Annotated in this window: 25 protein-coding genes; 8 read left to right on the forward strand and 17 right to left on the reverse strand. The window is 33.7% G+C overall.

The window, feature by feature from the left end; all coding sequences use genetic code 11:
- Positions 1-3: 3 nt before the first annotated feature.
- Together EQM13_RS11985 and EQM13_RS11990 are read left to right on the forward strand one after the other, a co-directional pair.
- Entirely contained in the window at positions 4-534 is a 531-nt protein-coding gene (locus tag EQM13_RS11985; RefSeq protein ID WP_128752784.1) for a flavin reductase family protein, read from the forward strand.
- A 35-nt stretch (positions 535-569) separates the two neighbouring features.
- Entirely contained in the window at positions 570-824 is a 255-nt protein-coding gene (locus EQM13_RS11990; RefSeq protein ID WP_071140974.1) for a TIGR04076 family protein, read from the forward strand.
- 158 nt (positions 825-982) lie between these two features.
- On the opposite strand, the gene EQM13_RS11995 is transcribed toward EQM13_RS11990, so the two are convergent.
- Entirely contained in the window at positions 983-2542 is a 1560-nt protein-coding gene (locus EQM13_RS11995) for a ClC family H(+)/Cl(-) exchange transporter (protein WP_128752786.1), read from the reverse strand.
- A 287-nt stretch (positions 2543-2829) separates the two neighbouring features.
- On the opposite strand from EQM13_RS11995, the gene EQM13_RS12000 reads away from it, so the two are divergent.
- The 6 genes from EQM13_RS12000 (at position 2830) to EQM13_RS12025 (ending at position 8900) form a co-directional block, all read left to right on the forward strand.
- Positions 2830-3135 carry an AbrB/MazE/SpoVT family DNA-binding domain-containing protein gene (locus EQM13_RS12000; protein WP_128752787.1) on the forward strand — a complete coding sequence of 102 codons (306 nt, stop codon included), beginning with the start codon at positions 2830-2832 and terminating at the stop codon, positions 3133-3135.
- The gene (locus EQM13_RS12005) at positions 3132-3866 is read left to right on the forward strand and encodes an ABC transporter ATP-binding protein (protein ID WP_128752789.1); all 735 of its coding nucleotides are present in this window, start codon (positions 3132-3134) and stop codon (positions 3864-3866) included. Before EQM13_RS12000 ends, EQM13_RS12005 begins: the two co-directional genes overlap by 4 nt.
- A complete protein-coding gene (locus EQM13_RS12010) occupies positions 3863-4600 on the forward strand; it encodes an ABC transporter permease (protein ID WP_071140970.1) in 738 nt (245 codons plus the stop codon). The genes EQM13_RS12005 and EQM13_RS12010 overlap by 4 nt, the downstream gene beginning before the upstream one ends.
- Before the next feature lie 257 nt (positions 4601-4857).
- A complete protein-coding gene (locus EQM13_RS12015) occupies positions 4858-5286 on the forward strand; it encodes a MarR family winged helix-turn-helix transcriptional regulator (RefSeq protein ID WP_128752791.1) in 429 nt (142 codons plus the stop codon).
- Positions 5287-5316: 30 nt separating this feature from the next.
- Complete coding sequence (locus EQM13_RS12020; RefSeq protein ID WP_128752793.1) at positions 5317-7041, forward strand: ABC transporter ATP-binding protein; 1725 nt, start codon at positions 5317-5319, stop codon at positions 7039-7041.
- The gene (locus EQM13_RS12025; RefSeq protein ID WP_128752795.1) at positions 7041-8900 is read left to right on the forward strand and encodes an ABC transporter ATP-binding protein; all 1860 of its coding nucleotides are present in this window, start codon (positions 7041-7043) and stop codon (positions 8898-8900) included. The genes EQM13_RS12020 and EQM13_RS12025 overlap by 1 nt, the downstream gene beginning before the upstream one ends.
- 98 nt (positions 8901-8998) lie before the next feature.
- Here the strand turns inward: EQM13_RS12025 and asnB are convergent, their stop codons facing one another.
- From asnB to thiI, 16 genes are all read right to left on the reverse strand, one after another.
- Positions 8999-10822, reverse strand: coding sequence for an asparagine synthase (glutamine-hydrolyzing) (gene asnB, locus EQM13_RS12030; protein WP_128752797.1), 1824 nt, complete (start codon positions 10820-10822; stop codon positions 8999-9001).
- A gap of 185 nt (positions 10823-11007) precedes the next feature.
- Positions 11008-11373: a phosphatase PAP2 family protein gene (locus EQM13_RS12035; RefSeq protein ID WP_128752799.1), complete on the reverse strand. Its 366-nt coding sequence runs from the start codon at positions 11371-11373 to the stop codon at positions 11008-11010.
- 68 nt (positions 11374-11441) lie between these two features.
- Positions 11442-12185 (reverse strand): AAA family ATPase, encoded by a 744-nt coding sequence (locus EQM13_RS12040; RefSeq protein ID WP_128752801.1) that lies wholly within the window; start codon positions 12183-12185, stop codon positions 11442-11444.
- 64 nt (positions 12186-12249) lie between these two features.
- Positions 12250-12825, reverse strand: coding sequence for an SGNH/GDSL hydrolase family protein (locus tag EQM13_RS12045; RefSeq protein WP_128752802.1), 576 nt, complete (start codon positions 12823-12825; stop codon positions 12250-12252).
- A 39-nt stretch (positions 12826-12864) separates the two neighbouring features.
- Positions 12865-13857, reverse strand: coding sequence for a lipoate--protein ligase (locus tag EQM13_RS12050; RefSeq protein WP_128752804.1), 993 nt, complete (start codon positions 13855-13857; stop codon positions 12865-12867).
- A gap of 52 nt (positions 13858-13909) precedes the next feature.
- Positions 13910-15103 carry an NAD(P)/FAD-dependent oxidoreductase gene (locus EQM13_RS12055; RefSeq protein WP_128752806.1) on the reverse strand — a complete coding sequence of 398 codons (1194 nt, stop codon included), beginning with the start codon at positions 15101-15103 and terminating at the stop codon, positions 13910-13912.
- A 135-nt stretch (positions 15104-15238) separates the two neighbouring features.
- Complete coding sequence (locus tag EQM13_RS12060) at positions 15239-16276, reverse strand: ABC transporter substrate-binding protein (RefSeq protein WP_240663033.1); 1038 nt, start codon at positions 16274-16276, stop codon at positions 15239-15241.
- Positions 16277-16281: 5 nt separating this feature from the next.
- Complete coding sequence (locus EQM13_RS12065) at positions 16282-17067, reverse strand: ABC transporter permease (RefSeq protein WP_128752809.1); 786 nt, start codon at positions 17065-17067, stop codon at positions 16282-16284.
- Positions 17061-17900 (reverse strand): ABC transporter permease, encoded by an 840-nt coding sequence (locus EQM13_RS12070; RefSeq protein WP_170177315.1) that lies wholly within the window; start codon positions 17898-17900, stop codon positions 17061-17063. The genes EQM13_RS12065 and EQM13_RS12070 overlap by 7 nt, the downstream gene beginning before the upstream one ends.
- Positions 17897-18946 (reverse strand): spermidine/putrescine ABC transporter ATP-binding protein, encoded by a 1050-nt coding sequence (gene potA, locus EQM13_RS12075; RefSeq protein WP_128752811.1) that lies wholly within the window; start codon positions 18944-18946, stop codon positions 17897-17899. Before potA ends, EQM13_RS12070 begins: the two co-directional genes overlap by 4 nt.
- 21 nt (positions 18947-18967) lie before the next feature.
- Positions 18968-19507 (reverse strand): helix-turn-helix domain-containing protein, encoded by a 540-nt coding sequence (locus tag EQM13_RS12080; RefSeq protein WP_114219052.1) that lies wholly within the window; start codon positions 19505-19507, stop codon positions 18968-18970.
- Between the two features lie 289 nt (positions 19508-19796).
- Positions 19797-20564, reverse strand: coding sequence for a TPM domain-containing protein (locus EQM13_RS12085; protein WP_071140955.1), 768 nt, complete (start codon positions 20562-20564; stop codon positions 19797-19799).
- Between the two features lie 13 nt (positions 20565-20577).
- On the reverse strand, positions 20578-21135 hold the full coding sequence (locus EQM13_RS12090; RefSeq protein WP_128752813.1) for a LemA family protein: 558 nt from the start codon (positions 21133-21135) through the stop codon (positions 20578-20580).
- Between the two features lie 87 nt (positions 21136-21222).
- Positions 21223-22593: a radical SAM protein gene (locus EQM13_RS12095; RefSeq protein ID WP_071140953.1), complete on the reverse strand. Its 1371-nt coding sequence runs from the start codon at positions 22591-22593 to the stop codon at positions 21223-21225.
- Positions 22594-22615: 22 nt separating this feature from the next.
- Complete coding sequence (locus tag EQM13_RS12100; RefSeq protein WP_128752815.1) at positions 22616-23206, reverse strand: TetR/AcrR family transcriptional regulator; 591 nt, start codon at positions 23204-23206, stop codon at positions 22616-22618.
- A 131-nt stretch (positions 23207-23337) separates the two neighbouring features.
- Positions 23338-24504: a tRNA uracil 4-sulfurtransferase ThiI gene (gene thiI / locus EQM13_RS12105; protein ID WP_128752816.1), complete on the reverse strand. Its 1167-nt coding sequence runs from the start codon at positions 24502-24504 to the stop codon at positions 23338-23340.

Consider the following 24504-nt stretch of genomic DNA (forward strand, 5'->3'; position numbering starts at 1 on the left):
GTCATGTTTGGTTTGTTATACGGTAAACCTAACGTGAATCTTCACTTCTGGAGTTCCTTTTCCGGTGATGGCAGCGGCTTTTTTGCAATCATTTCCGGACTTTACCAACATACCCATGCTTATAAAGACATCCTCAGGACAGGTGAATTCTGTATTAACTTTCTCAGTGCTGATTATTATGACAACCTTTATGATACGATCAAAAATAATAATTATGAAGCTGATGAATTTATAATTGGCAAGTTTACGGAAGAAAAAGCGAAACTCATTAATGCTCCGCGAATTAAAGAAAGCTTCTTGTGCTTGGAATGTAAATTACACAGTACCTCGGATTTAACCAATATGGGTATTGCAGTACTGGTCATTGGTGAAGTAATTAATATTGCTATAGATGAAGAATACTCAAAGGGCATAGATAAAAAATATTCCGAGACAGGTTTTATGTTTAATATCCACGCTCCAAAAAATCTATCTACAGGAGAAGATAATATCAGCGCCGTTGCCACATGTAATATAGTCAGAACGGAAAGTTGAATTATAAAAGATTATGGTACAAAGGAGGAATAAAAATGCCTAAAGTCAAATTGACTGTAGTAAAAAGCAATTGTAGAGGTAGATATTGCAAAGAAGGGGATGAATACATCATTGAAGATTTATGCCCCCCTATCTGCCATGAACTTTGGAATGCGGCATATCCTTATGTCTATACATTGCTAAATGGTGGAACACTGGATTATGGCAATAAAAGGGCAGCTATGTTTGACATAAAATGTCCCGATGAAGGTAGGGTCATAATCCATGGTGAAATAATAAATAATAGCTGAGATATTTTATAGGGAACTGTTTACACAACAGTTCCTTTATGTTACAACCCATTATTTAATCAATATCAATTTTCTCTAATTTTAATATCTGAATTATTTAATCAAATTTATTTTATATTTTTCTGTCCAATAATCCATCAAATGAACCAAGTCATAAATTACTGTAAAGTTGTAATTCTGTTTAATATCTCTCTTACCTTAGGTTCTTCATTTAAATTAATAAGAAATACCAGATAATCTTCTCCCAAAATTCTCGTATTTCCTTTAGGAATAATATCCCTTCCTCCCCGTCTGATTGAAATAAGGAGGCACTCCTTCGGAAAAGCAATTTCTTTTACAAGTTTATTCTCAGCTTGGCAACCGTGATGAACAATTGTTTCTATGGTAATTTTCTTGCTTTTATCATATTCCGTGTCTATCTTGGATTCTGAAATTTGATTTTCCAGCAGAGAGTCATATATAGGTGCACTTTTCAATAAATCAGCAACTACATAAGCCGAAACTGCAACTACGGTGAGGGATAACAGATGAGTAAATGACCCGGTCATCTCAACCAGCAAGATAATACCCGTTATGGGTGCTCGGACAATCGATGTGAAATATCCAGCCATAGCAAGTATTATAAAATTGTAAAATAAATTTTCGTCACACCCTAAATAGTTTATTGAAATATTTCCCCAAATTGCACCGATAATCCCTCCCATAATGAGAAGAGGAAAAAATATTCCTCCCGGCGCACCGGAGCCAAAGCTTACCATAGAAAATATAAATTTAACGGCAAGGATCAAAAATAAAAACCTAATCCCCGTGGATAACTGAAGTTGACCGATTATTTTATTTCCACTTCCCAATACGATGGGGAAAAATATTCCCAATAATCCAGCACAGGCAAATGGAATTATCATTCTGACTTTTATATTGGATTTCCCGATTTTTTTATAAAGTTTCTGGCTCTTTAATAATATATAATTATAAAAGGCTCCAGCAATTCCAAGTATAGCTCCAAGTATGAAAAGCAACCAATATTTATTCAACGGTATGGTATTTTGAACGTTAAAATTAAATACGGGACTGGTTCCGAAAATAACTCTGGCAATAAAATCAGAAACAACAGCTGCTGTCATAGTCGACAATAAAATAACAGGAGAAAAATATTTAAATATCTCTTCCATTGCAAACATAGCCCCTGCCAGAGGAGCATTAAAGGCAGCCGAAAGTCCTGCACTTGCACCGCTTGCAATCAGTATCTTCTTCTCTGTCTGAGAATCGGCAAATTTATCTCCTATTCCCTGAGCCACACAAGCTCCAAGTTGAACCGACGGTCCTTCTCGCCCTAAAGAAAGGCCTGATAATATAGAAAGAGCTCCTCCTCCAAATTTTGCAATTAACGTACTGAACCAATTATTCTTAAAATATCCCATTATAATTCCTTTAACTTGAGGAATACCGCTTCCGCTAATCATCTTATATTTTGAAACCAAAATTCCTACAAAAAAACCGAGAAGACAAAGTATTATAAATACAAAGGGGAACAATATCAAATGACTATCTATGTAATCATATACTCTAAAACATAATTTTTCTCCACTCATAAGAACTAAACGATAAAAAGATGCTACAATACCTACTGCCAATCCTATTAATATGCTCTTATATAAAACCGGCAATTTCTTGGAATTAATATCAATTACTGATTTGTATTTGTTGTTAGTATTCATAAAATTTCCACCTTTAAATTATTGAATTTAATTAAATAGTCCAATTGCGATTATAACATAAAAAAATAAAAAATAAAAATACGTTTCTGTTAACCAAACAGTTATTTAACGACAGCATATATTTATATTATGCTGAGATAATGAAATTATCAAAGTAGTTAACCTGTAAATGAAACATTTGGCCTCAAATTAAGTTATTATTCGGAGGTTTTCATTGACAAAATTTAAATTTAAAAGTATAATTAGTTATACAAGTATTACATGTAAAACTTATTGGAGGTTTTAATATGAAAAGTAAATCTAAGAACACAGGTAAATATATGGGTTCAGTCAAGGTAGGCCCAAAAGGTCAAATTGTAATTCCTAAGGAAGTTCGTGACATGTTTGGAATTGAATCTGGAGATACATTGATTTTACTTGCCGACGCCCAGAAAGGTATTGCAATTGAAAGAACAGGTATTTTCGACAAGATTGCAGATGAAATTTTAAGTGGGAGGGGCAGAGAAATTTATCCCGAGCATAGCAATGAAGACAATTTAACTTTTGCAAAGGAAATTAAAAAAATCAGCGACAATGAGGAGAAAAAGAAATGATAGCAATTCAAACAACTAATCTTACAAAAAAATATAATGAAAAAACAGTTGTCAATTCTCTTAACCTAACTATTGAACAGGGAGAACTGTTTGCTTTATTAGGCGTAAACGGTGCAGGAAAATCCACCACCATAAAAATGTTATCATGTCTTACTAAACCGACAAAAGGCGATGGAATAATTTTCGGTAACAGCATCGTCTCAAATCCAATAAAAGTGAAAGAACATATCAACATTTCGCCTCAGGAAACGGCCATAGCTCCTAATCTGACTGTCAAAGAAAATCTTGAATTTATTGCAGAAATATACGGAAGTAACAAAAAACAAGCCAGACAAAAGGCCGAAAATACTATATCAGCTTTTGATCTCTCCGAAATTGAACAGACCAAGGCAAAAATATTATCGGGTGGTTGGCAAAGAAGACTTAGTATTGCAATGGCATTAATTTCAGAACCTCGAATCTTGTTTCTTGATGAACCTACCCTTGGTCTTGACGTACTTGCAAGGAGAGAGCTCTGGAATATTATTAAAAAATTAAAAGGTAAAGTTACGGTTATTCTAACCACTCATTATTTAGAAGAAGCAGAATCTTTGTCCGACAGAATCGGCATTATGGTAAAGGGTGAGTTAAAAGCAATAGGTACCGTAAGCGAGCTGCTGAAAAAGACAAATACAACAAAATTTGAGGATGCTTTTATTGCTATCGCAGAAAATGGAGGTATGGATGTATGAAAACATTAGCTTTTGCTTCACGAAACGGAAAAGAAATTGTGAGAGACAGAATTAATTTAGCCTTTGGCATTGGTTTTCCCGTAATCCTGCTTTTACTTCTATCAGCAATACAATCAAATATTCCCGTTAAACTATTTGAAATTAAGCACCTTACTCCCGGAATTGCGGTTTTTGGACTTTCCTTTATTTCGCTTTTTTCAGGTATGCTGATTGCAAAGGACAGAACCAGTTCATTTATGCTGCGTTTGTTTGCTTCTCCCCTTAAATCAAGTAATTTTATTTTCGGATATATGCTTCCCCTATTCCCTATGGCTATGCTGCAAGTTTGTGTATGTTTTGTCGTGGCATTTTTCTTGGGATTAGCCCCAAGCATGAATGTATTGCTTACCATCATCGTATTAATTCCGGCAGCAGTTTTGTTCATTTCAATAGGTTTGCTTTGCGGCAGTTTATTCAATGACAGGCAAGTGGGCGGTATATGCGGTGCACTGCTGACGAATTTGAGCGCGTGGCTTTCCGGAACTTGGTTTGACATTGATCTGGTCGGCGGCGCATTCAAAAAAACTGCAGAGGCACTTCCCTTCCTTCATGCTGTCAATGCCGGAAGAGCCGCCATTTCCGGCAATTATTCTTTAATTTTATCAGATTTATGGTGGGTAATCGTATATGCAGCTATTATTACGGTCATTGCTGTCCTTGTATTCACAAAAAAGATGAACAGTGACAAAATATAATGGAATCCATTTGCTGAAAATGTAAATTAGAATAAATTGGATTTTCCTATAGATTATAAAAGTATATGGAAAGGAACTTATTTTAAATTAATATTAAAAATAGGTTCCTTTTTTATAACCCATAGAAGAATCATAATTTTTTTAATATAAATTTTTCGTAAATGGGTCCCAAAAAAGTATTATTTGACATTTAAGTCTAATTAAAATATAATTAGGTTACTAACAATTAGTTTACTAATTATAAAGGAGGAAAATTTATGTCTATTGGACTACACATGGCTTTGGTTAAAACCTCTCATGCTCAGAAAAATAAGACACGCCCCGGTATGACAAAAATTGGTCTTTCTCCAGGGCAGCCGAAAATTTTAACTTATGTCTCGGAACATAATTGCTGTATGCAAAAAGAAATAGCGATAGCACTAGATATCGAACCGGCAACAGTATCCCAGCTCCTAAATAATATGGCACAAAACGGCTTAATCAAACGTTCGGCTCCTGCTGAACGAAAGCGTGCAGAATCGGTTTCAATTACCGAAAAAGGACAAAGTGCCTATAAGAAATGGCTGTGTCTCTGTAAGGAAATTGAAGAAGTTTCTCTGCAGGGTTTTACAAAAGAAGAACAAGAACAATTTTTGGACTATCTCAGTCGTATGTATTATAATTTAACAGATAAAATCCTTGAATAAAAATTTATTTAGATAATTGGAGGTAAATAAGTGCTGAAACGTTTTTTTATTTATTTTAGAAAATATCGATATCATCTAATCGGAAGTATGGTCTGTGTTATGCTTGAATCAGCATTTGAATTGGTAATACCGTTGATTATGTCCGATATTATCGATGTAGGCGTCGCCAATAGAGACAAAAATTATATTTTGGGCAAAGGCCTTGCAATGATTGTATGTGCACTTATTTCACTTCTTTTAGGAGTGATGTATGCCCGTTTAGCTGCAAAAGCAGGACAGGGTTTCGGAGCGGAACTTAGAAAAGCGGAGTATCAAAAGATACAAAGTTTTTCTTTTTCCAATATGGATCATTTCAGTACGCCGTCACTTATAACGCGTCTTACAAGTGATATCACAATAATGCAAAACGCAATATGCAACGGAATACGTCCTGTGGTACGCAGTCCCGTAATGCTGGTACTGGCATTGATAATGACCATCTTAATGAATCCACAGCTTGCAATGATTTTCGGAATAGCAATGCCGATATTAGCTGTCTGCCTTATATTAATTTTAAAAAAGCTTGGGCCTATATACAGAAAAATGCAGCGTACTCTTGACAGAGTAAACTCTATCGTTCAAGAAAATTTAACAGCCATAAGAACCGTGAAATCATATGTAAAAGGTGGGTACGAATGTGGCAAATTCAGTAAAGTCAACAAAGAATTTAAGGAATCTTCCGAAGAGGCTTTCCATTATGCAGTAATGAACATGCCTTGCTTTTTGCTTGTCATGTATTCTACCATTATCGGCATATTGTGGTTCGGAGGAAACTTCATTAATTTGGGAACAATGCAGGTTGGAAAATTAACCGGATTTTTAAGCTATGTACTTCAAATTCTTAATTCTCTTATGATGATTTCAAATGTATTTTTAATGTTGAGCCGGTCCATGACTTCCGCCGACCGTATTCTTGAAGTTATGGATGAACCTTTGGGTATAATTGGAGGTCCATCTGATTATATAATTAAAGAAGGTACAATAGATTTTGAGCATGTGTATTTTAAATATCAGGAAACTGCCAAGGAATATGTTCTTTCAGATATTTGTCTACATATTGAGAAAGGACAAACAGTCGGTATTATAGGCGGAACGGGTTCCGCAAAATCCACATTGGTGCAGTTGATTCCAAGGCTTTATGACGTAACTTCCGGAATCATAAAAATAGACGGACGTAATGTAAAAGAATATTCTCTCATTCATCTTCGCGATGCCGTGGGTATGGTTTTACAAAAAAATACTCTCTTTTCCGGAACAATTCGTGAAAATTTGAAATGGGGTAATGAAAATGCAACAGATGAAGAACTTGATTTAGTCTGCCGTATTGCCTGTGTAGATGAATTTCTCGAAAAGATGCCGGAGAAATATGATACAAATTTAGGGCAAGGCGGTGTAAATATTTCGGGTGGTCAAAAGCAAAGACTATGTATTGCGAGGGCCCTTCTCAAAAAGCCAAAAATTCTTATTTTGGATGATTCAACAAGCGCGGTAGATACAGCTACAGAAGCAAAAATATACAGGGGAATGGCAGAGAATCTAAAAGATACTACTAAAATAGTTATTACCCAACGTGTCAGCTCCATAAAAAACGCCGATTTTATCATAGTACTTAAAGATGGAAAAATCAACGATATGGGTACCCATGAAGAATTGCTGTTCAGAAACATAATCTATAGGGATATTTATAAATTTCAGGAAAAGGAGGCCTCTGCGTAATGGCAAAAACTATGAAGTACGAAAAGCCGAAAAATATTCGTAAAACAATGGCGTTTCTTTGGGGTTATATGAAAAAACATAAAGGCCCTCTTATGATTATCCTTGTATTGGTTATAATAAATGCTCTGACCAATGTCTTTGGGACATACATGATTAAACCTATTATAAATGACTATATTATTCCGGGGGATATGAAAGGTCTCATTAAAATTCTTATTTTCACCGGGATTATATATTTTGCCGGTGTAGTCTCAACCCATGGATACACTCAGTTGATGGTAAAAGTGGCACAAAAAATTATTCAGGAAATCCGTGATGACCTTTTTTCCAAGGTACAAACCCTGCCTTTAAAATTTTTCGATGCAAAAACTCATGGTGAATTGATGAGTCGTTTTACCAACGATATAGATACGGTTGCAGAAGCTTTAAACAACAGCTTTACCGTAGTCATAAAAAATTTTGTTACTATAGTAGCTACATTTATAATACTCCTGATTTTAAACTATAAATTGTCGACTATTGTATTAACATCATTTTTTTGTATGTTTATTTTTCTCAGATACAGCGGAAAAAAGAGCCATACCTATTTTTCTCATCAGCAAAAATATATGGGCAGTTTAAATGGGTTCCTTGAAGAAATGGTAAGCGGACAAAAGGTAGTCAAAGTTTTTAATCATGAGGATAAAAATTTCAAAGAATTTTGCACACATAATGAAAATCTGAGAGAAGCTGCCACAGGAGCATTAACCTATTCCGGGATGTTAGTTCCGATAGTTGTAAGTATTTCATATTTCAACTATGCTATTTCCGCATGTGTAGGTGCGTTTTTAGCTATTTCCGGACAAATAGACCTTGGAAGTTTGTCTTCCTACCTTGTTTATGTACGCCAAACTTCAATGCCTATAAATCAATTTTCTCAACAGCTTAACTTTATTCTTGCGGCTCTTTCCGGTGCGGAACGCATTTCTGAAATTATGGATGAAACCCCGGAAATAGATAAAGGAACAGTTACCTTGGTCAATACAACTGTAGATTCCGAAGGAGTCCTGAAAGAAAACAGCAGTAGAACTGGAAATTGGGCATGGAAATGTCCAAATACCAAAGGCGGATTTAACCTCATACCTCTAAAAGGAGATGTACGTTTCCATGACGTAGTATTCAGTTATGAACCCGGACACCCTATTCTCAACGGAATAAACCTTTATGCAAAACCAGGGCAAAAAATCGCCTTTGTAGGTTCCACCGGTGCCGGAAAAACAACAATCGCGAATCTTATCAATCGATTCTATGATGTGGATTCCGGAAGTATTACTTACGACGGTATCGATGTTCGTAAAATCAAAAAAGATGATGTGCGTCATTCCATAGCAGTTGTCCTTCAGGATACTCATTTGTTTTCCGGAACTATTATAGATAATATACGATACGGAAATCAGGATGCCGACAGACAACAGGTAATAGAAGCGGCAAAACTGGCTAATGCGGATTCATTCATCAGGCGTCTGCCCGAAGGCTATGACACAATGTTATCAGAAGATGGAACAAACTTAAGTCAAGGCCAGCGTCAGTTGATTGCTATTGCCAGGGCTGCAGTTTTAGATCCTCCCGTACTAATTCTTGATGAAGCTACGAGTTCTATAGATACCCATACAGAAAAACTAATTGAAGACGGAATGGATCGTCTGATGGAAAACAGGACAGTTTTTGTAATTGCTCATAGGCTTTCTACCGTAAGAAATGCAAAAGCAATTATTGTTCTTGAAAATGGTACAATTCTTGAACGGGGAGATCATGAAGAACTTATCGCACAAAAAGGCCGTTATTATCAGTTGTGTACAGGTAAATTTGAATTATCCTAATGTTAAGCTTTTATTTGTCCATTACTTAAGACTTCGATCTTAAGTAATGGACAAATATCATCAAAAATTTCAGATAGATAATGATTATTCATATCTAACTATTTAATCAAATTTATTCCATATTTCTCTATCCAATAATCCAATTGAATAAGCCAAGCCATAAATTGGGGGCCAGACATCAATTGGCCAAACCATGGGGTGTTTGATTCCAATATCTGAGATAATTTTTTTATATTAATTATATCCCTCAATATACAATCTTTATGATTTAACCGCTCATCCAAAATAGATTTTACTTTGGAGGCATAATTAGGGCTTACCGTTTTAGGATATGGACTTTTCTTTCGATTCACGACACTTAAAGGAACTATCCCTTTAGCTGCATCCCTTAAGATACTTTTAGGCTGATTGTCCTTATACTTATAGCTCCAAGGAAGGGAAAAAACATACTCGACTATTCTATGGTCTGCAAAGGGTACTCTTACTTCCAGAGATCTGCCCATACTCATTCTGTCTTTTCTTTCCAATAAAGAAACCATGAACCAATTTAAATTCAACCAACATATTATGGTTTTTTCTCTATCTCTATAATTTTCCCCTTCAATTACCGGACAAGATGACACACTTTTCTCATATATACTATTTACATAAGATGTGGATTCCTCTAAATTTATTATATCCGGAGAAAACAATTCTATTTTGTCCTTAAGAGAATATATCCACGGGAAAATATTTTTGCTCATTACTCCTTCCTTATGAAACCAAGGATATCCGCCAAATATTTCATCCGCACATTCTCCTGAAAGAGCCACAGTGTGGTTTTTCTTTATTTCACCGCAAAAATACATCAGGGAAGAATCTATATCAGCCATGCCCGGCATATCCCTTTTATCTACCGCTTCATAGAGAAGATCTATAACTGTATTTAAAGGTGCTGTTAGAACTTTATGAACGGTTTTAGAATATTTTGATACTTCCAAGGAATAATTATTATCGCTGTCCGGTTGAAAAGAATTAGGTTTAAAATATATATTGTTTTCTTCATAATCAAAGGAATAAGTCCTTAAGATTTCATTTCTCTTTGACAATTCCTCTGATGCAATACATGTAATTGTACTGGAATCAAGCCCTCCCGATAAGAGAGTGCAGAGAGGAACATCCGAAACTATTTGCCGTCTCACTGTATCTCTCAAAAGTTCTCTCAAATATACAACTGCTTCCGAATAAGTATGGGTATTTCGTTTTGGTTCTATTTCCCAATATTTTTGAATTATAAGTTTATCTTTTTTAATAATCATAAAAGAAGCAGGTTCCAATTCATTTATCCCTTTGAATACTCCGCTGCCCGGCACACGAGTTGGAAGAAGGCAAGCAACTTCCATAAACCCTTTTCTATCTATCTCGGCTTTCATTCCTTCATATTTTAATATTGCTTTTATTTCCGAACTAAAAATTACTGTGGAATCTTTTTGAGAATAAAAAAGAGGTTTCACTCCTAGCCGATCTCTTGCCAGGAAAACCTGATGGTTCAACTCGTCATAAATTCCATAGGCAAAAATACCGTTAAGTCTTTTCGGAGATTCTTCTTCCCATTCCATATAAGCATGAAGCACCACTTCCGTATCACAGTCAGTCTTAAAGGTGTGTCCCAATGAAAGAAGCTCATTCTTTAATTCTAAGGAATTGTACAGTTCCCCGTTGTATATAATAGTATACTTATATCCGTTCTTCTCTGAAATCATAGGCTGGATTCCCTTTTCCACATCTATAACGGCAAGTCTGTTATGTCCAAAACACCAATCAAATCCAAAAGCAATCCCATTTTGATCCGGTCCTCTGTGAGATAAAGAAGAATTCATTTCCATTATATACTTAGGATCTATCTTTTTGTTAAAATCCACATATCCACATATCGAACACATATTACATACCTCCTAATTCCCCTTTTTTCATAACCCATAGGAAAAGTCCCTGTTTCCCTTAATTCATACTTGACCTTAAACGGGTTTCAAAAAAGGCTTCCTTAGCTTATTGGTGTTTTAATAGAAGCCTTTTTTATTTATAGGTTCTTTATTAAAGTATGCATATGGTGAACAAAATGTTATATCTATAATTTCTGCATCTTTATGAAATTATAAAACTTATCATATATTTTTATCGCTAATAGACCGCATGATATACCAATCAATATTCCGGCAATAACATCTGACGGAAAATGAACATATAAATATAACCTCGAAAATGCCATAAGTATTGAAAATATTATTACAAATGCAGCAAATTTTTTATTAATGAATTTTATCACCGTTGCCACAGCAAAAGACGACCCTGCATGGCCTGACGGGAAAGAATAGCTTATAGCTTCCCCATTCCCAAGTCTGGAAATTCCAATCATTACATGATCCAAAAAATCAGAACGAAGATAAAATTGAATAAAATTTAATATACTAAAATCAATATGTTGTATAATCATAGGCCTCTTTACTACTTCCCTTACAAAATATAAATCACGGATATCATTTTACAGCTCTTATTATATTCTCAATTTAACAGTATATTCAGCATCTTTGATGTATTATTAAGAAATTCCTTTGTAACTTTATAATGATCCGTATCAGTATATTTTTCTTCTTTATAATTAAAATCAATATTATATATCTTGGCATTAGGATATGCCATAATAATTGGTGAATGAGTAGCTATAATAAATTGGGAGTTCTCCTTTACCAATTGATGCATTCTCGAAATTAAAGCCATCTGCCTTGTTGGAGATAATGCTGCCTCCGGCTCATCTAATATATAAATTCCATTACCTCTGAAACGGTTCATCAACAATGCCATAAAGGATTCGCCGTGAGATTGTCTGTGCAAAGAACGCCCTCCATAATAGTCGATTAGTCCCGGATCTATTTTCTCCAATTCATCGACATTTGTTGCTACATTATAAAAGCTTTCTGCCCGTAAAAAGAATCCGCCTTTAGGCTTTTTTACTCCTTTAACAATTTTTATATATTTATATAAGTCTGAATGAGTATCTGCAGTGGAAAAATTAAAATTTTTCGTTCCCCCTTCAGGATTAAATCCATAGGCAACACCTATTGCTTCTAACAAAGTAGATTTACCGCTTCCATTTTCTCCGACAATAAACGTTACATTAGGATGAAAATTAAGAACCGATAAGTTCCTAACTGCCGGTAAATTAAATGGATATTCATTATATGAGGTGATATTGGAACTTAATAATTCCACTTCCCTGATATATTGTTCATAAGGTATTTCGATCATATTAGCCACCTTTCCTTGTATTCAAAGTCCAAATATATTCAGAAGCAAATATTAAAATAAAACTTTACAGTTTCAAAACGGACATTATATAATCGGAAATTTTCAAATTTCCCTCCTTAGTCGGATGTATGCCGTCTATATATAGATCCCTTTTTAAACTCTCAGTTTTGCTGTCAATAAAAATACTATAAAGGTCTAAATATTTACATTGGGACAAAGAAGAAAAATTTATCAGCCAATTTCTATATTCTTCTATATTTGAATTGATTTTTTCAAAGTCATCACTAAATTGGAAGAACTTCTTTGCCTCTTCTGCAACCATTGGTATGGGTATACCCAATAAAGGCAATATTCCATAATGATATGATTGATAGACCATAGAAAAAATGTTGGCCTTAACAATCGAAATAGGCATTTCACAGACAAAATCATTACTCCCTCCCATTATCATCACATGAGTGGGTTTTTCTCTTAGAACATCTCTTTCAAACCTTGACAGCATGCCTGAAGTGGTATCTCCCACAATCCCTTTATTAACAACAGAGATGCCTGATCTTTCAGATAATAATGATACCCAGGATTCCTTTCTCCTTACTCTGTAACCATAAGTTATACTATCGCCTAAACAAACCAATTTCAAATTATCACCTCAAACAAAACATGATTAGCATTCCTCTGTTTAATCGAAAATACAAGAGATGAATTCATCCTTTGATATATTTCCTAAGAATTTATTTATCTCAACATCTTTCAACCTTTCTTTTACTTCGTATTCATCGTATTTTAAACCTATAAGCATATTTTCCAGTTTTTCTATATCTTCCGTTCCAAAAAAGTCTCCGTATATTTTAATATTTTGAATCTTTCCGTCCACCGCATGAAGAGAGACTTCAACAGAACCAGCATCAAATTTCTTATAATTTTTAAAATTGAATTCAGGGGATCGTCCAAAATTCCAATCCCATGTGTTGTATTTTTTATCTGCCAGTTTTTGAATACCATTCTTTTCATCTTCAGTAAGACTATATATTTCCACAGGCTGCCCTTCCGCTTCAAATATATAATTAAGAAGAATTTCTCTGAATTTAAAGATAGTTATTTTTTCCTTCATATAGGGGCTTATATTTGTCACGCGTTTTCTTACGGATTTAATTCCTTTAGACTCTATCTTTTCAGCTCTTACATTTAAAGCCTTTGTCAAAACATCCAACTGAGAATCAAAAAGTAAAGTACCATGATTCAGCACCCTGCCTTTTATTATACTTTGTGCTATTCCAGAAAATTTTTTCCCATTTATAGTGATATCGTTTCTTCCTGAAAGCTCACATTGAATTCCAATTCTTTTTAACGCATTTACTATGGGAACATTATATTTTTTAAAATCAATTTTTTCCAAAGGTCCGGATTTGGTAATAATAGAAAAGTTTAAATTTCCGAAATCGTGATATACCGCTCCTCCTCCCGTTATCCTTCTTACTACATTGATGTTGTTTTTCCTAACAAAATCCATATTTATTTCTTCAATGGTATTTTGATTTTTTCCTACAATAATAGATGGCTCATTTATCCACAATATTACATAGTCCTCATCTATATCCAAATTTTTAAATACATATTCTTCTAAAGCAAGATTATAATGAGGATCATTCGAATTGTTTTCTATATATTTCATATTATTTATTCCTTTCCTTTCACATATAATAAAATATATTAAATTTCAAATTTTATATTTTTCTGAAACCAACATTATCTTCTAAGCATTTTTTAACATCCTCCTTATCTATAACAGCTTTCCTAAACTTATTCATTCCCTTTATATCTCCAAATAAAATAACTCCTGTTATTTTTCCGTCACATGAAAAAAGTTTATGATGAATACCGTTATTTTCGTCCCTAAATTCATACAAATCATCATAAATTTTTATGTTCCCTGCCGAAAATAAAGAAACATCTCCTATCTCCAATGTAGTATAAGGAATCGCCGAAGTATATTCTCTCTCTCCTCCCGACATATTGGCCCCCGCAACTTTTCCCTGCTCATTTCCGGCACTCCAAAGAGCCAATACCTTTCCATCTACTTGTGCTGCATCTCCTGCGGCATAAATATTTTTTAAATTTGTTCTCATATGGCTATCAACTTTTATACCTCTGTCAAAATCTATATCGGTTTCCCTTACCAAACCCAGATTAGATCTTACACCAGTTGAAAATAACACTGCATCCGTATGTATTTCTCCGTTATTCTTTAACTTAATCCCATTAACCTCATCTTCTCCAAGTATCTCTTCACAAGAGGAATTTAAATATATATTGATGCCCATATCAAACAATTTTCTTTCTAACTTTCGAGATATCTCTTCATCTAATTGATTAGGAAGCAAAAAAGGAGAAAACTCTATTACGTTTACTTCTTTCTGTAAATTTTTTATTGACCATGCTGCTTCCAAACCTAAAAGTCCTCCTCCTATAACAGTAATACTTTTACAATGATTAAAATATTCCTTAATATGCCTCAGATCTTCTATTGTCCTCAAAGCGAAAATTCCATCTTCACACTTTCGGATTATCGGAGGGAAAAAAGGACTGCTTCCCACAGTTAACAACAGCTTTTCATAAAAAATTTTCATTCCGTCGTCTAATTCTATGCTCGACTCAGTTACATTGATTTTCTTTGCAATTTTATTTAATACAACCTTCACTTTCTTTTCATCATACCATTCTTGTTTATTGACAAGAAGTTCTTCATCTTTAAAATCTTTGCTTATACATTCTGTCAGTTTAATTCTGTAATATGTAAGATATGGTTCTTTTGAGATCACAGCAATAGTTTCCTCTTTATCATTCTTCCTTATTTCTCTTATTGCCGACAAACATGAGATTCCGTTTCCTATTATTAAATACTTATACTTTTCATTCATAAACTTATCCCCCTCGTTATTTACTCTCTTAATAGTTGTTTAACATAATTCAATCATACCATAAAATTAAAAGAAAAGACGAGTAAAAAATAACGGCTGTTATTTTTTACTCGTCTTTTTAAGTCTTTTATATATTTAGTCACCTATAATTTCAGTCCAGATTCTGTCATATTCTTTAACAAAATCCCCGAGATCCGTGAATATTTCACAATTATTTATAGTTTCTTCATCCGGATATGCTACTTTATCATTTTGAATATCTTTAGGTAAAAGTTTCACCCCCTCTTTGTTGGGAGAAGAATACCCGATATATTCGGCATTTTTTGCTGCTATATCCCCTCTGCACAAAAAATTTATAAATTCTTCCGCCTCTTTCTTATGTTTGCTTCCTTTAGGTATCACAACATTATCAAACCACAAATTAGAACCCTCTTTAGGTACCACATATTCCAGATTGTTATTTTCTTTTATCATATATGCCGCATCCCCAGACCAAACAATTGCTAAATTTGCTTCTTCTCCAATCATCAGGTCTTTGACTTCATCTCCTACGTATGCATACACCAATGGTTTCTGCTTTATAAGTTCATCTTTAGCCTTTAAAAGTTCTTCGGGATTTTTGGTATTTATAGAATAGCCGAGCCTTCTAAATGCAGCCGTCAGAGAATCCCTTTGACTGAAAAGCATAAGTATCTGGCCTTTATACTTTTCATCCCATAAAGCATTCCAGCTGTCAATTTTTTCATTGACAAACTTTTTATTATATATAATTCCCAGAGTTCCCCACATATAAGGAACCGAATATTCATTTTTCGGATCAAAATCTAAATTTTTAAATTTATCATCTATATTTTTATAGTTGGGAATATTATTCATGTCTAATTCCAAAAGCATATCTTCTTTAATCATCTTTTCAATCATATAGTCCGAAGGAAACAGCACATCATAATTTCCTCCTCCGGATTTGATCTTTACATACATATCTTCATTGGTAGAAAAGGTATCATAATTAACGTCAATATTGAATTCCTTTTCAAATTCATCAATTGTATCGGGATCAATATAATCTCCCCAGTTATAAACATTGAGTACAGCTTTATCATCTTTCTTACAGGAAACACCTACTAAAGTCACAAAAACTATTACGGCAACAAATACAAATTTTCTTACTATCTTGCTCACATTAACCCACCTCCATCTTCCTTTGAATTTCTTTTATTTATCAATAAAAGGAGTATAAGAACAGTTGAAAACATTATTGTTGAAAGTGCGTTTAACTCTGGCTTTATACCCCTCCTTGCCATGGAATATACGGTAATGCTCAAATTAGTAACGCCGTTACCGGTATTAAAAAAACTGATAACAAAATCGTCAATAGATAAAGTAAATGCCAAAAGCCCTCCTGTTATAATCCCCGGCATTATTTCGGGAATTATAACCTTTCTCAAAGCGTACAAAGGAGTCGCCCCCAAATCCATTGCTGCCTCCTCTAAATATTTATTCATATGTTTCAGTTTAGGAAGTATTGATAATACTACATAAGGAACATTAAAGGCTATATGAGATAAAAGCATAGTCATAAATCCAAAATTCATACTCATAAACTTAAATAAAGTCATAAAGGATATGGCCGTAACTATATCCGGATTTAAAACAGGCAAATAATTTATATTTAAGATAATTTTCTTTTTAAATCCTTTCATATTATGTATACTCAAAGCTGCAAATATCCCTATTAGTGTAGAAATCACCGATGAAAGACATGCAATTACAATTGTATAGTATAAAGATTTCATTATTTCATCATCTTTGAATAACTCCAAATACCACTTAAAAGTAAAACCATCCCATTTACTTAAAGTTTTGGAATTATTAAAGGAAAATATTATGAGTATTATAATGGGAGCATACAAAAATACAAATATCAAGAATACATAAAATTTTTTCAGTGCCTTTTCTACCATAAGCTCCCTCCTTCTTTATCTTTATTTTTGTCAAATACAGCTGTCAATCCCATCGATAGTAATATTATAAGCATCATTATAATGGAAATTGCCGAACCGAAGTTCCAGTCTCCAACCCATAAAAACTGCTGCTCTATCAAATTCCCTATAAGCATATATTGTCCTCCCCCCAGAAGTCTTGATATTACAAATGTACTGACAGCCGGCATAAATACCATAGTTACTCCGGACATTATTCCCGGTACGCTTAAAGGAAAGGTAACTCCTAAAAAAGTTTTAAATTTATTGGCTCCAAGGTCCTCTGCCGCTTCAATTAAATTGTTATCTATTTTTATAAGTACGGAATAAATAGGAAGAACCATAAAGGGCAAAAAATTATATATCATTCCCAAGATAACAGCTCCGTCATTGTATATCAGATTTGCGGATGAAAATCCCAGCATTTGAATTATATAATTTATAAATCCGTTTTTACCCAAAATAGCTCTCCATGCGTAAGTTCTCAAGAGAAAATTCATCCACATAGGAAGTACAAATAGAAGAATCATTGCATTTCTTTTCTTTATATTTTCTCTTGAGATAATCAATGCTATAGGATATCCCAAAATCAAACAAATAACAGTAGACCTCAATGCTAAATTTATGGATTTTAACAATATTTTTATATATACAGGATCAAAGAATCTTTTATAATTTGTAAGAGTGAATTTAAGCTCGGTTATATTTTGTATATCACCTGAAGTAAAGCTAAATAACAGAATAAGAAGCAGAGGAATTATCGTAAACATTATCATCCAAAAAATATAAAGATATGATAACCCTTTGTTTTTCAATTATTTTTCACCTTCTTCATAATATGTATATTTTCCGGAATTATTTTCATCCCTATTTCCGCATCAACAGGTTTCATAACGGTACTTTGAATCTTCCATGAAAAATTTCCACTTTCAGCAATCATTTCATAATGTACTCCTTTAAAAGTCACGGAGGTAATTTTTCCCTTTAATTGTCCTTCCTCCGCTGATACTATTTCAATATCCTCAGGTCTTATAACTACATCTACCGCTTCGTCTTTATCAAATCCCTTATCTACGCAATCAAACACAACCCCTTGAATTTCCACTATAAAATCATCATGCATAATGCCGTCTATTACATTGCTCTCCCCGATAAAATTGGCTACAAAGATATTCTTAGGTTCATTATATATATCAACAGGGGTCCCTATCTGCTGAATCTTGCCCTTGTCCATTACTACGACTGTATCGGACATTGTAAGAGCTTCTTCCTGATCATGAGTTACATATATAAAGGTTATTCCTATCCTCTTCTGCATCTTTTTCAGCTCTAATTGCATTCCCTTCCTGAGCTTCAAATCCAAAGCTCCCAAGGGTTCATCCAAAAGCAACACCTTAGGCTTGTTAACTAAAGCTCTGGCAATTGCCACCCTCTGTTGTTGTCCTCCGCTCAAAGATTCGATGGGCCTCTTTTCAAAGCCCTCTAAATTTACTAATTTTAACATATAGCTCACACTATCTCTTATTTCCGATTTACTGATTTTTTTAATCTTTAGCCCGAATGCTATATTTTCAAACACATTTAAATGAGGAAATAATGCATACTTTTGAAAAACCGTATTTATTTGTCTTTGATAAGGAGGTACATCTGTGATATCCTTTTCTTCAAATATAACCTTTCCCTTAGTGGGATGCTCAAACCCTCCGATTATTCTAAGAGTTGTTGTCTTCCCACATCCACTGGGACCTAAAAGAGTTAAGAATTCATTTCTTCTCACATATAAGTTAATATCCTTTAAAGCCTCCGATTCACCAAATTTCTTAGAAACGCCAACTAAATCAATAATCCAGTTTTTCTCCAAGTTAATCACCTCTTCTATATATTAAAAGCTGGGGGGAGTACTAACCCAAATAAGCTTGGCAACATGTTTCCCCTCATTGGAAATATAGTGATTAGAATTAGCCTTAAAATAAAAGCTTTCTCCTTTCTTTGCCTTATACTTTTCATTTCCAATATGAATAAATACATGACCTGATATTACAAACCCAAATTCCTCTCCTTCATGAGGTGAATCTTCCTTTGTGCTTCCACCCGGCTGAACTTCAACAAAAATGGGCTCCATTAAATTCTTTTGAGCATTTGGAACTACCCATTTGAGAATATATTTATATTCTTCATTTTCAGTAACAAAGGCATCATCTTGTGAAAACACTATCTTTTCATCTTCGGTTTCATTAAAAAAATCTTTTAGATTAGTTCCCAAACCGTCAAGTATATCAACTAAAGTAGCAATAGATGGAGAAGTTAAGTCTCTTTCTACCTGTGAAATAAAACCTTTTGTAATTTCACACCGCTCTGCCAATTCTTCTTGAGTAAGAGAATTCTTAATTCTGAGACGTTTAATCTTATCTCCGATTTTCACGTTTTCCCTCCTAACGTTCTAACGTTTGCTCTATATATTAAATTATTTGTTTATCATTACTAAACTATTCTTTTAACCAGTTTATTATAATAAAAAAGCTACCAAAAAGTCAATAGTTTTTTGAGTATCTTTTTTATCTTGTATTAAAGTAATATACTATAAAACAGGCATAACAACATATTTTTTTGTTTAATATATGCAAATTTTTTATTTAATAAATAATAATTAGTGTAAAAATCTTTTTCTTCACAAAAAAATAAAATCGGTATTTATCATACCGATTTTATTTTTACCATCTTCCTCCGGCTCCCCCGCCTCCGGAAGAACCGCCGCCGCCCCTGTCTCCTCCACCTCTTCCATTTCCGCCTCGGCCTATATTCCTTAAAATAAAGAAAGTAAGCCAGCCGTGGAAAAAGGTAAAATCTATAAACAGAAAGACGATCACTCCTATAACGATTAAAATCTTAGGGAGTATATTACCTACTCCAAAAAAATTTTTCTCAGAATAATTTTCATATATATTTTGATTAACATTTTCTCTTCCCACATCCACATTGTATTCATCTTCAATAACGGTAATAATGGAATTAAAACCGTTTAATATGCCCTTTTCATATTGATTCTCTTTAAAAGAAGGAATCATTTCATCTTCGATAATCCTTCCTACTTTACTGTCAGGAAGAGGCCCTTCAAGACCATATCCTACTTCTATCCATAATTCTCTGTTCTCCAAATCCATGAGAATCAAAATACCATTATCATATTCCTTACTTCCAATTTCCCATTTCTCGAATAGTCTATTGGCATATTCTTTTATATCCGTATCTCCTGTGGTATTAACTATTGCGACTACAACCTGTGCACCTGTTTTTCTGTAAAGATTTTCATTAACAGAAACAATGTAGTCAGTTCCATCTGCGTCTAATATATTGCCTTCATCATAGACATAAAAATTTTGAGATGCTTCCGGAAGGTTTAATTTTTCGGCAAAGGATATATTGGTTCCTATTAAAAGTATTAAAAATAATACAATTAAGCCCTTAACACTTTTTTTCATTTAGATCCTCCCATTAAAAGTTTACATCCGGCACTTCCGCATCCTTTGCATCTATTTCAAAATATGCTTTCTTCTCAAAACCGAATAACTTAGCAACTATGTTAGTCGGAAATTTTCTTATAGTGGAGTTATAGCTTTGTACCGCTTCATTGTATCTTCTTCTCTCAGTCGCAATCCTGTTTTCAGTACCTGAAAGCTCATATTGAAGATCAGAGAAATTTTTGCTTGCCTTAAGATCGGGATAATTTTCTGCTACCGCATACAGCTTGGTTACAGCTGCACTTAATTGCCCGTCGGCTTCCGCATATTCTCCCGGAGTATTGGCGCTTTCAAATTTACTTCTTGCTTCAGTAATACTTGTCAGTACTTCTTTTTCATAATTAGCATATCCCTTTACGGTATTCACTAAATTCGGTATAAGGTCTGCTCTTCTCTTTAAAACATTCTCTACCTGAGACCAAGAACTATCCACATTTTCTTCCAATGTATTAAGATTGTTATATATGCTTACAATACCAAATACCAAAATTAAAGCTACTACTATAACAATAATAATGGGTGTTTTTTTCATTTAACATCCTCCTTCATTTATCATATATATAATACTACATTTATTTATTTTTAGCTATAAAAAAAGCCGATAAGCATCGGCTTTTTTTTATACTGCATTCTTTTTTTGTCCTTTCCTTATTAACGTTTCATCCCACAATTTATCTGCAGTCTCTGCCCATTTTTCCGCAGCCTTTTCTGTCTTTGCGGTTAAATCATAAACATCTTCCTTATCAAGAGGCTGGGTTGATACCGCTCCGGATCTTTCAACCATACCTTTCAATTTTTCAGGATTATCAAGTAGAGGACAAGGTCTCAACTGATTTCCGTTAAATGGCTGACCTTCATTATATTCCTTAAATATAGGAGACTGAAGGGCTTCTATCAGGCTGACATCTTTTATATTTACATTGGAATAATGAATAAACGCACAAGGTTCTACATCTCCTCTGGCATTTATATGGAAATACTTTCTTCCTCCGGCAATACATCCACCTACATATTCTCCGTCATTCCAAAAATCAAGTACAAATATCGGCTCAGTTTCCCTGAATTCTCTTACTCTATGATACATCTCTTCTCTCTGCTCTGCAGTTGCCATCAAATCCGTCACAGCATCCTTGCCAATGGGCATATAAGTAAAATACCATCCAAACATACATCCCTTATCTATAAGCATCTCTAAATATTCTTTTGATCCCACTACGTCAACATTATATTTATGATAGCAAGTCGAAAATCCAAACACCACTCCATACTTTTTAAGAAAATCCATTGCATTCATTACACTTTGGAATGTCCCTTTTCCTCTTCTCATATCCGTTTCTTTTTCAAATCCTTCTACGCTTATTGCAAGTCCAAAGTTACCTAACTCTCCAAGTTTCTTAGCAAATTCTTCATCAACTAATGTGGCATTAGTAAAGGAAAGGAAAGCACAATCGCTATGTTTTTCCGCAAGACGTATCAGATCATTTTTTCTCACTAAAGGTTCTCCTCCGGAATATATATACATATATATTCCAAGTTCTTTTCCTTCATTTATTATCCTATCCAAAGTATCAAAACTCATAGAATCCGTCTTTTCGTATTCTGCAGCCCAGCATCCTGTACACTTTAAATTGCAGGCACTGGTAGGATCCATAAGTATTGCCCAAGGAACATTGCAATGATATTTTTCCTGCATTTTCTTTTCAATAGGAATACCGACCATACCTGAATTAACCATATAATTTATTAAAAATTTCTTTCTGGTACTGGGCGACAACTCATCAAAAAATCTTTCTATTAATTTATACCAGTTACTGGTAGGATCATTTACAATCTTCCTGAAAGTTTCTACATGTTTTTTATGATTATCCAAGGTGACAATCTTTCCGGCCCAGTCAACAAGTTTAGGCAAGTTTGCCATAGGATCCTTTTCAATATATTTTAGTCCTTCATTCATTAATGCAGTACTTACAATTTGCTTTACATTTACCACAATAAATTCCTCCTTAACATAATTAAGCTCTTAACCCATCAATTAAAATATTAAGGGAGCTCAATCTTTTTTTAAAATCAATGTCACTATATGAATCCTGTTGGATAATAAAAGAATTGATAAAAGAAAATATTGTTTCTGCCATTCCTTCACTATCAATAGGTTTAATTTCTTTTGATTCAATTCCCTGAGATATGAGGTCGTTAATAGAATCCATTATCTCTTGAAAATATTCTTTAATCTTATTTACTATTTTGTTATTCTCCATTTTTAATATCACACATATTTCCGCAACAATAATAAATACATGATTATATTCATATTCATTAGTTAATTCAAATACCAGTTTTTTTAGTTTTTCCACAATTGTAAGATCTTTATCCGTTACAATAGTTTCCACTTTACCTTTAATTTCTTCCAACGTTTCACTTATAGCATAATAAAATATCTCGTCCTTATTTTTAAAATATTGATATATTGTAGTTCTGCCAAATCCACAACTATTAGAAATATCAGAAATGTTTGTATTAAAATATCCTCTTTTAATAAATAGTGCCTTAGCCTTTTCTATAATCTCTGCTTTCCTTTCTTCATAATTAACAACTTTTGGCAAACTTTTTATTCCCTCCTTTCCATGGATTATTAATATCTAATTAATATCTATTCTTATTTTAACATAAATGACACCAATGTCAATAAAAAAATACAATATCTTCTAAATGCGAATGATTAGCTTTAACAGCATTATTTAATAATTGTTACTGTTATTTTATTTAACGCTTCCTCAATCAATTCATCTATATTCAATTTTTTTTCGGATTCTTCAATAGTTTCTATTTTAGGTCTGGTCACAGGGTGCTTTGGTAAAAATACGGTACAGCAATCATCAAAAGGTTCTATGGATTTCTCATAAGTTTCTATATCCTTCGCTATTTTAATTATCTCTACTTTATCAAAACCTATCAGGGGCCTAAAAACGGGCCTATCCACAATATTGTCCGTTACCTTAATCCCATCTATGGTCTGGCTTGCAACCTGTCCTAAACTTTCTCCCGTTATGATTGCATCGCAACCCTCTTTTTCCGCTACCATATCTGCTATCCTCATCATGAATCTCCTCGAAATAATGGTCATCTCGTCTTCAGGGCAACTTTCGTGAATAGCTTTCTGGATATTTAATATATTAATGCTATAAAACTTTATTTCTCCATTAAAATGAGTAAGCATCTCTGCCAATTCTTTAACTTTCTGTTCTGATCTTTCACTTGTAAAGGGATAACTGTGATAATGAATTATACTTAATTTGACTCCCCTTTTCGCCATCAAAAATCCCGCTACAGGACTGTCAATACCTCCTGATAACAAAAGAAGGCCTTTGCCGTTTGTTCCCACAGGGAGCCCTCCATAGCCCTTAACTTTCTCAGTATATACGTAGCACTCTTTTTTAATATCTATATACAAAAATGTGTCAGGATTATGAACATCTACTTTTATATCATCAAAAGTCTTTAATAAAACCTCTCCTATCCTTCCTGAAAACTCAGGAGATTTTATCGGAAATTCCTTATCAACTCTATTTGTCTTTACTTTAAAGGTGCTCACTTTTTTTTCATCAATTGCTTTCATCATCATTATTTTGGCAGCCTGTTCTATACTCTCAATATTTTTCTCCACTCTTAAGCATGGACTGATATATACAATTCCAAAAACTTTTGTAAGCCTCTTAACTATTAAACTAAAATACCTTTCATCAGCTTCAATATATATCTTTCCCTGATCCTTATATACATTTGAAAATCCAAAATCCTTTATTGCTTTTTTTATCTGCTTTATAAGAACTGCCTCAAAGCTTCCTCTGTTTAGTCCCTTTAATGCTATCTCGCCTAAACTTACACTTATCACGTTCTCCAT

The sequence above is a fragment of the Acidilutibacter cellobiosedens genome (genome assembly GCF_004103715.1).
Taxonomy (GTDB): domain Bacteria; phylum Bacillota; class Clostridia; order Tissierellales; family Acidilutibacteraceae; genus Acidilutibacter; species Acidilutibacter cellobiosedens.

What these genes read in the sequence shown, in the direction of transcription:
- EQM13_RS12005 (WP_128752789.1), top strand. Translation starts at nt 3,132, where the DNA reads ATGATAGCAATTCAAACAACTAATCTTACAAAAAAATATAATGAAAAA.
- EQM13_RS12010 (WP_071140970.1), top strand. Translation starts at nt 3,863, where the DNA reads ATGAAAACATTAGCTTTTGCTTCACGAAACGGAAAAGAAATTGTGAGA.
- EQM13_RS11990 (WP_071140974.1), top strand. Translation starts at nt 570, where the DNA reads ATGCCTAAAGTCAAATTGACTGTAGTAAAAAGCAATTGTAGAGGTAGA.
- EQM13_RS12065 (WP_128752809.1), bottom strand. Translation starts at nt 17,067, where the DNA reads ATGGTAGAAAAGGCACTGAAAAAATTTTATGTATTCTTGATATTTGTA.
- EQM13_RS11985 (WP_128752784.1), top strand. Translation starts at nt 4, where the DNA reads ATGTTTGGTTTGTTATACGGTAAACCTAACGTGAATCTTCACTTCTGG.
- EQM13_RS12015 (WP_128752791.1), top strand. Translation starts at nt 4,858, where the DNA reads ATGTCTATTGGACTACACATGGCTTTGGTTAAAACCTCTCATGCTCAG.
- EQM13_RS12050 (WP_128752804.1), bottom strand. Translation starts at nt 13,857, where the DNA reads ATGAAATATATAGAAAACAATTCGAATGATCCTCATTATAATCTTGCT.
- thiI (WP_128752816.1), bottom strand. Translation starts at nt 24,504, where the DNA reads ATGGAGAACGTGATAAGTGTAAGTTTAGGCGAGATAGCATTAAAGGGA.
- asnB (WP_128752797.1), bottom strand. Translation starts at nt 10,822, where the DNA reads ATGTGTTCGATATGTGGATATGTGGATTTTAACAAAAAGATAGATCCT.
- EQM13_RS12055 (WP_128752806.1), bottom strand. Translation starts at nt 15,103, where the DNA reads ATGAATGAAAAGTATAAGTATTTAATAATAGGAAACGGAATCTCATGT.
- EQM13_RS12035 (WP_128752799.1), bottom strand. Translation starts at nt 11,373, where the DNA reads ATGATTATACAACATATTGATTTTAGTATATTAAATTTTATTCAATTT.
- EQM13_RS12040 (WP_128752801.1), bottom strand. Translation starts at nt 12,185, where the DNA reads ATGATCGAAATACCTTATGAACAATATATCAGGGAAGTGGAATTATTA.
- EQM13_RS12000 (WP_128752787.1), top strand. Translation starts at nt 2,830, where the DNA reads ATGAAAAGTAAATCTAAGAACACAGGTAAATATATGGGTTCAGTCAAG.
- EQM13_RS12085 (WP_071140955.1), bottom strand. Translation starts at nt 20,564, where the DNA reads ATGAAAAAAAGTGTTAAGGGCTTAATTGTATTATTTTTAATACTTTTA.
- EQM13_RS11995 (WP_128752786.1), bottom strand. Translation starts at nt 2,542, where the DNA reads ATGAATACTAACAACAAATACAAATCAGTAATTGATATTAATTCCAAG.
- EQM13_RS12025 (WP_128752795.1), top strand. Translation starts at nt 7,041, where the DNA reads ATGGCAAAAACTATGAAGTACGAAAAGCCGAAAAATATTCGTAAAACA.
- EQM13_RS12090 (WP_128752813.1), bottom strand. Translation starts at nt 21,135, where the DNA reads ATGAAAAAAACACCCATTATTATTGTTATAGTAGTAGCTTTAATTTTG.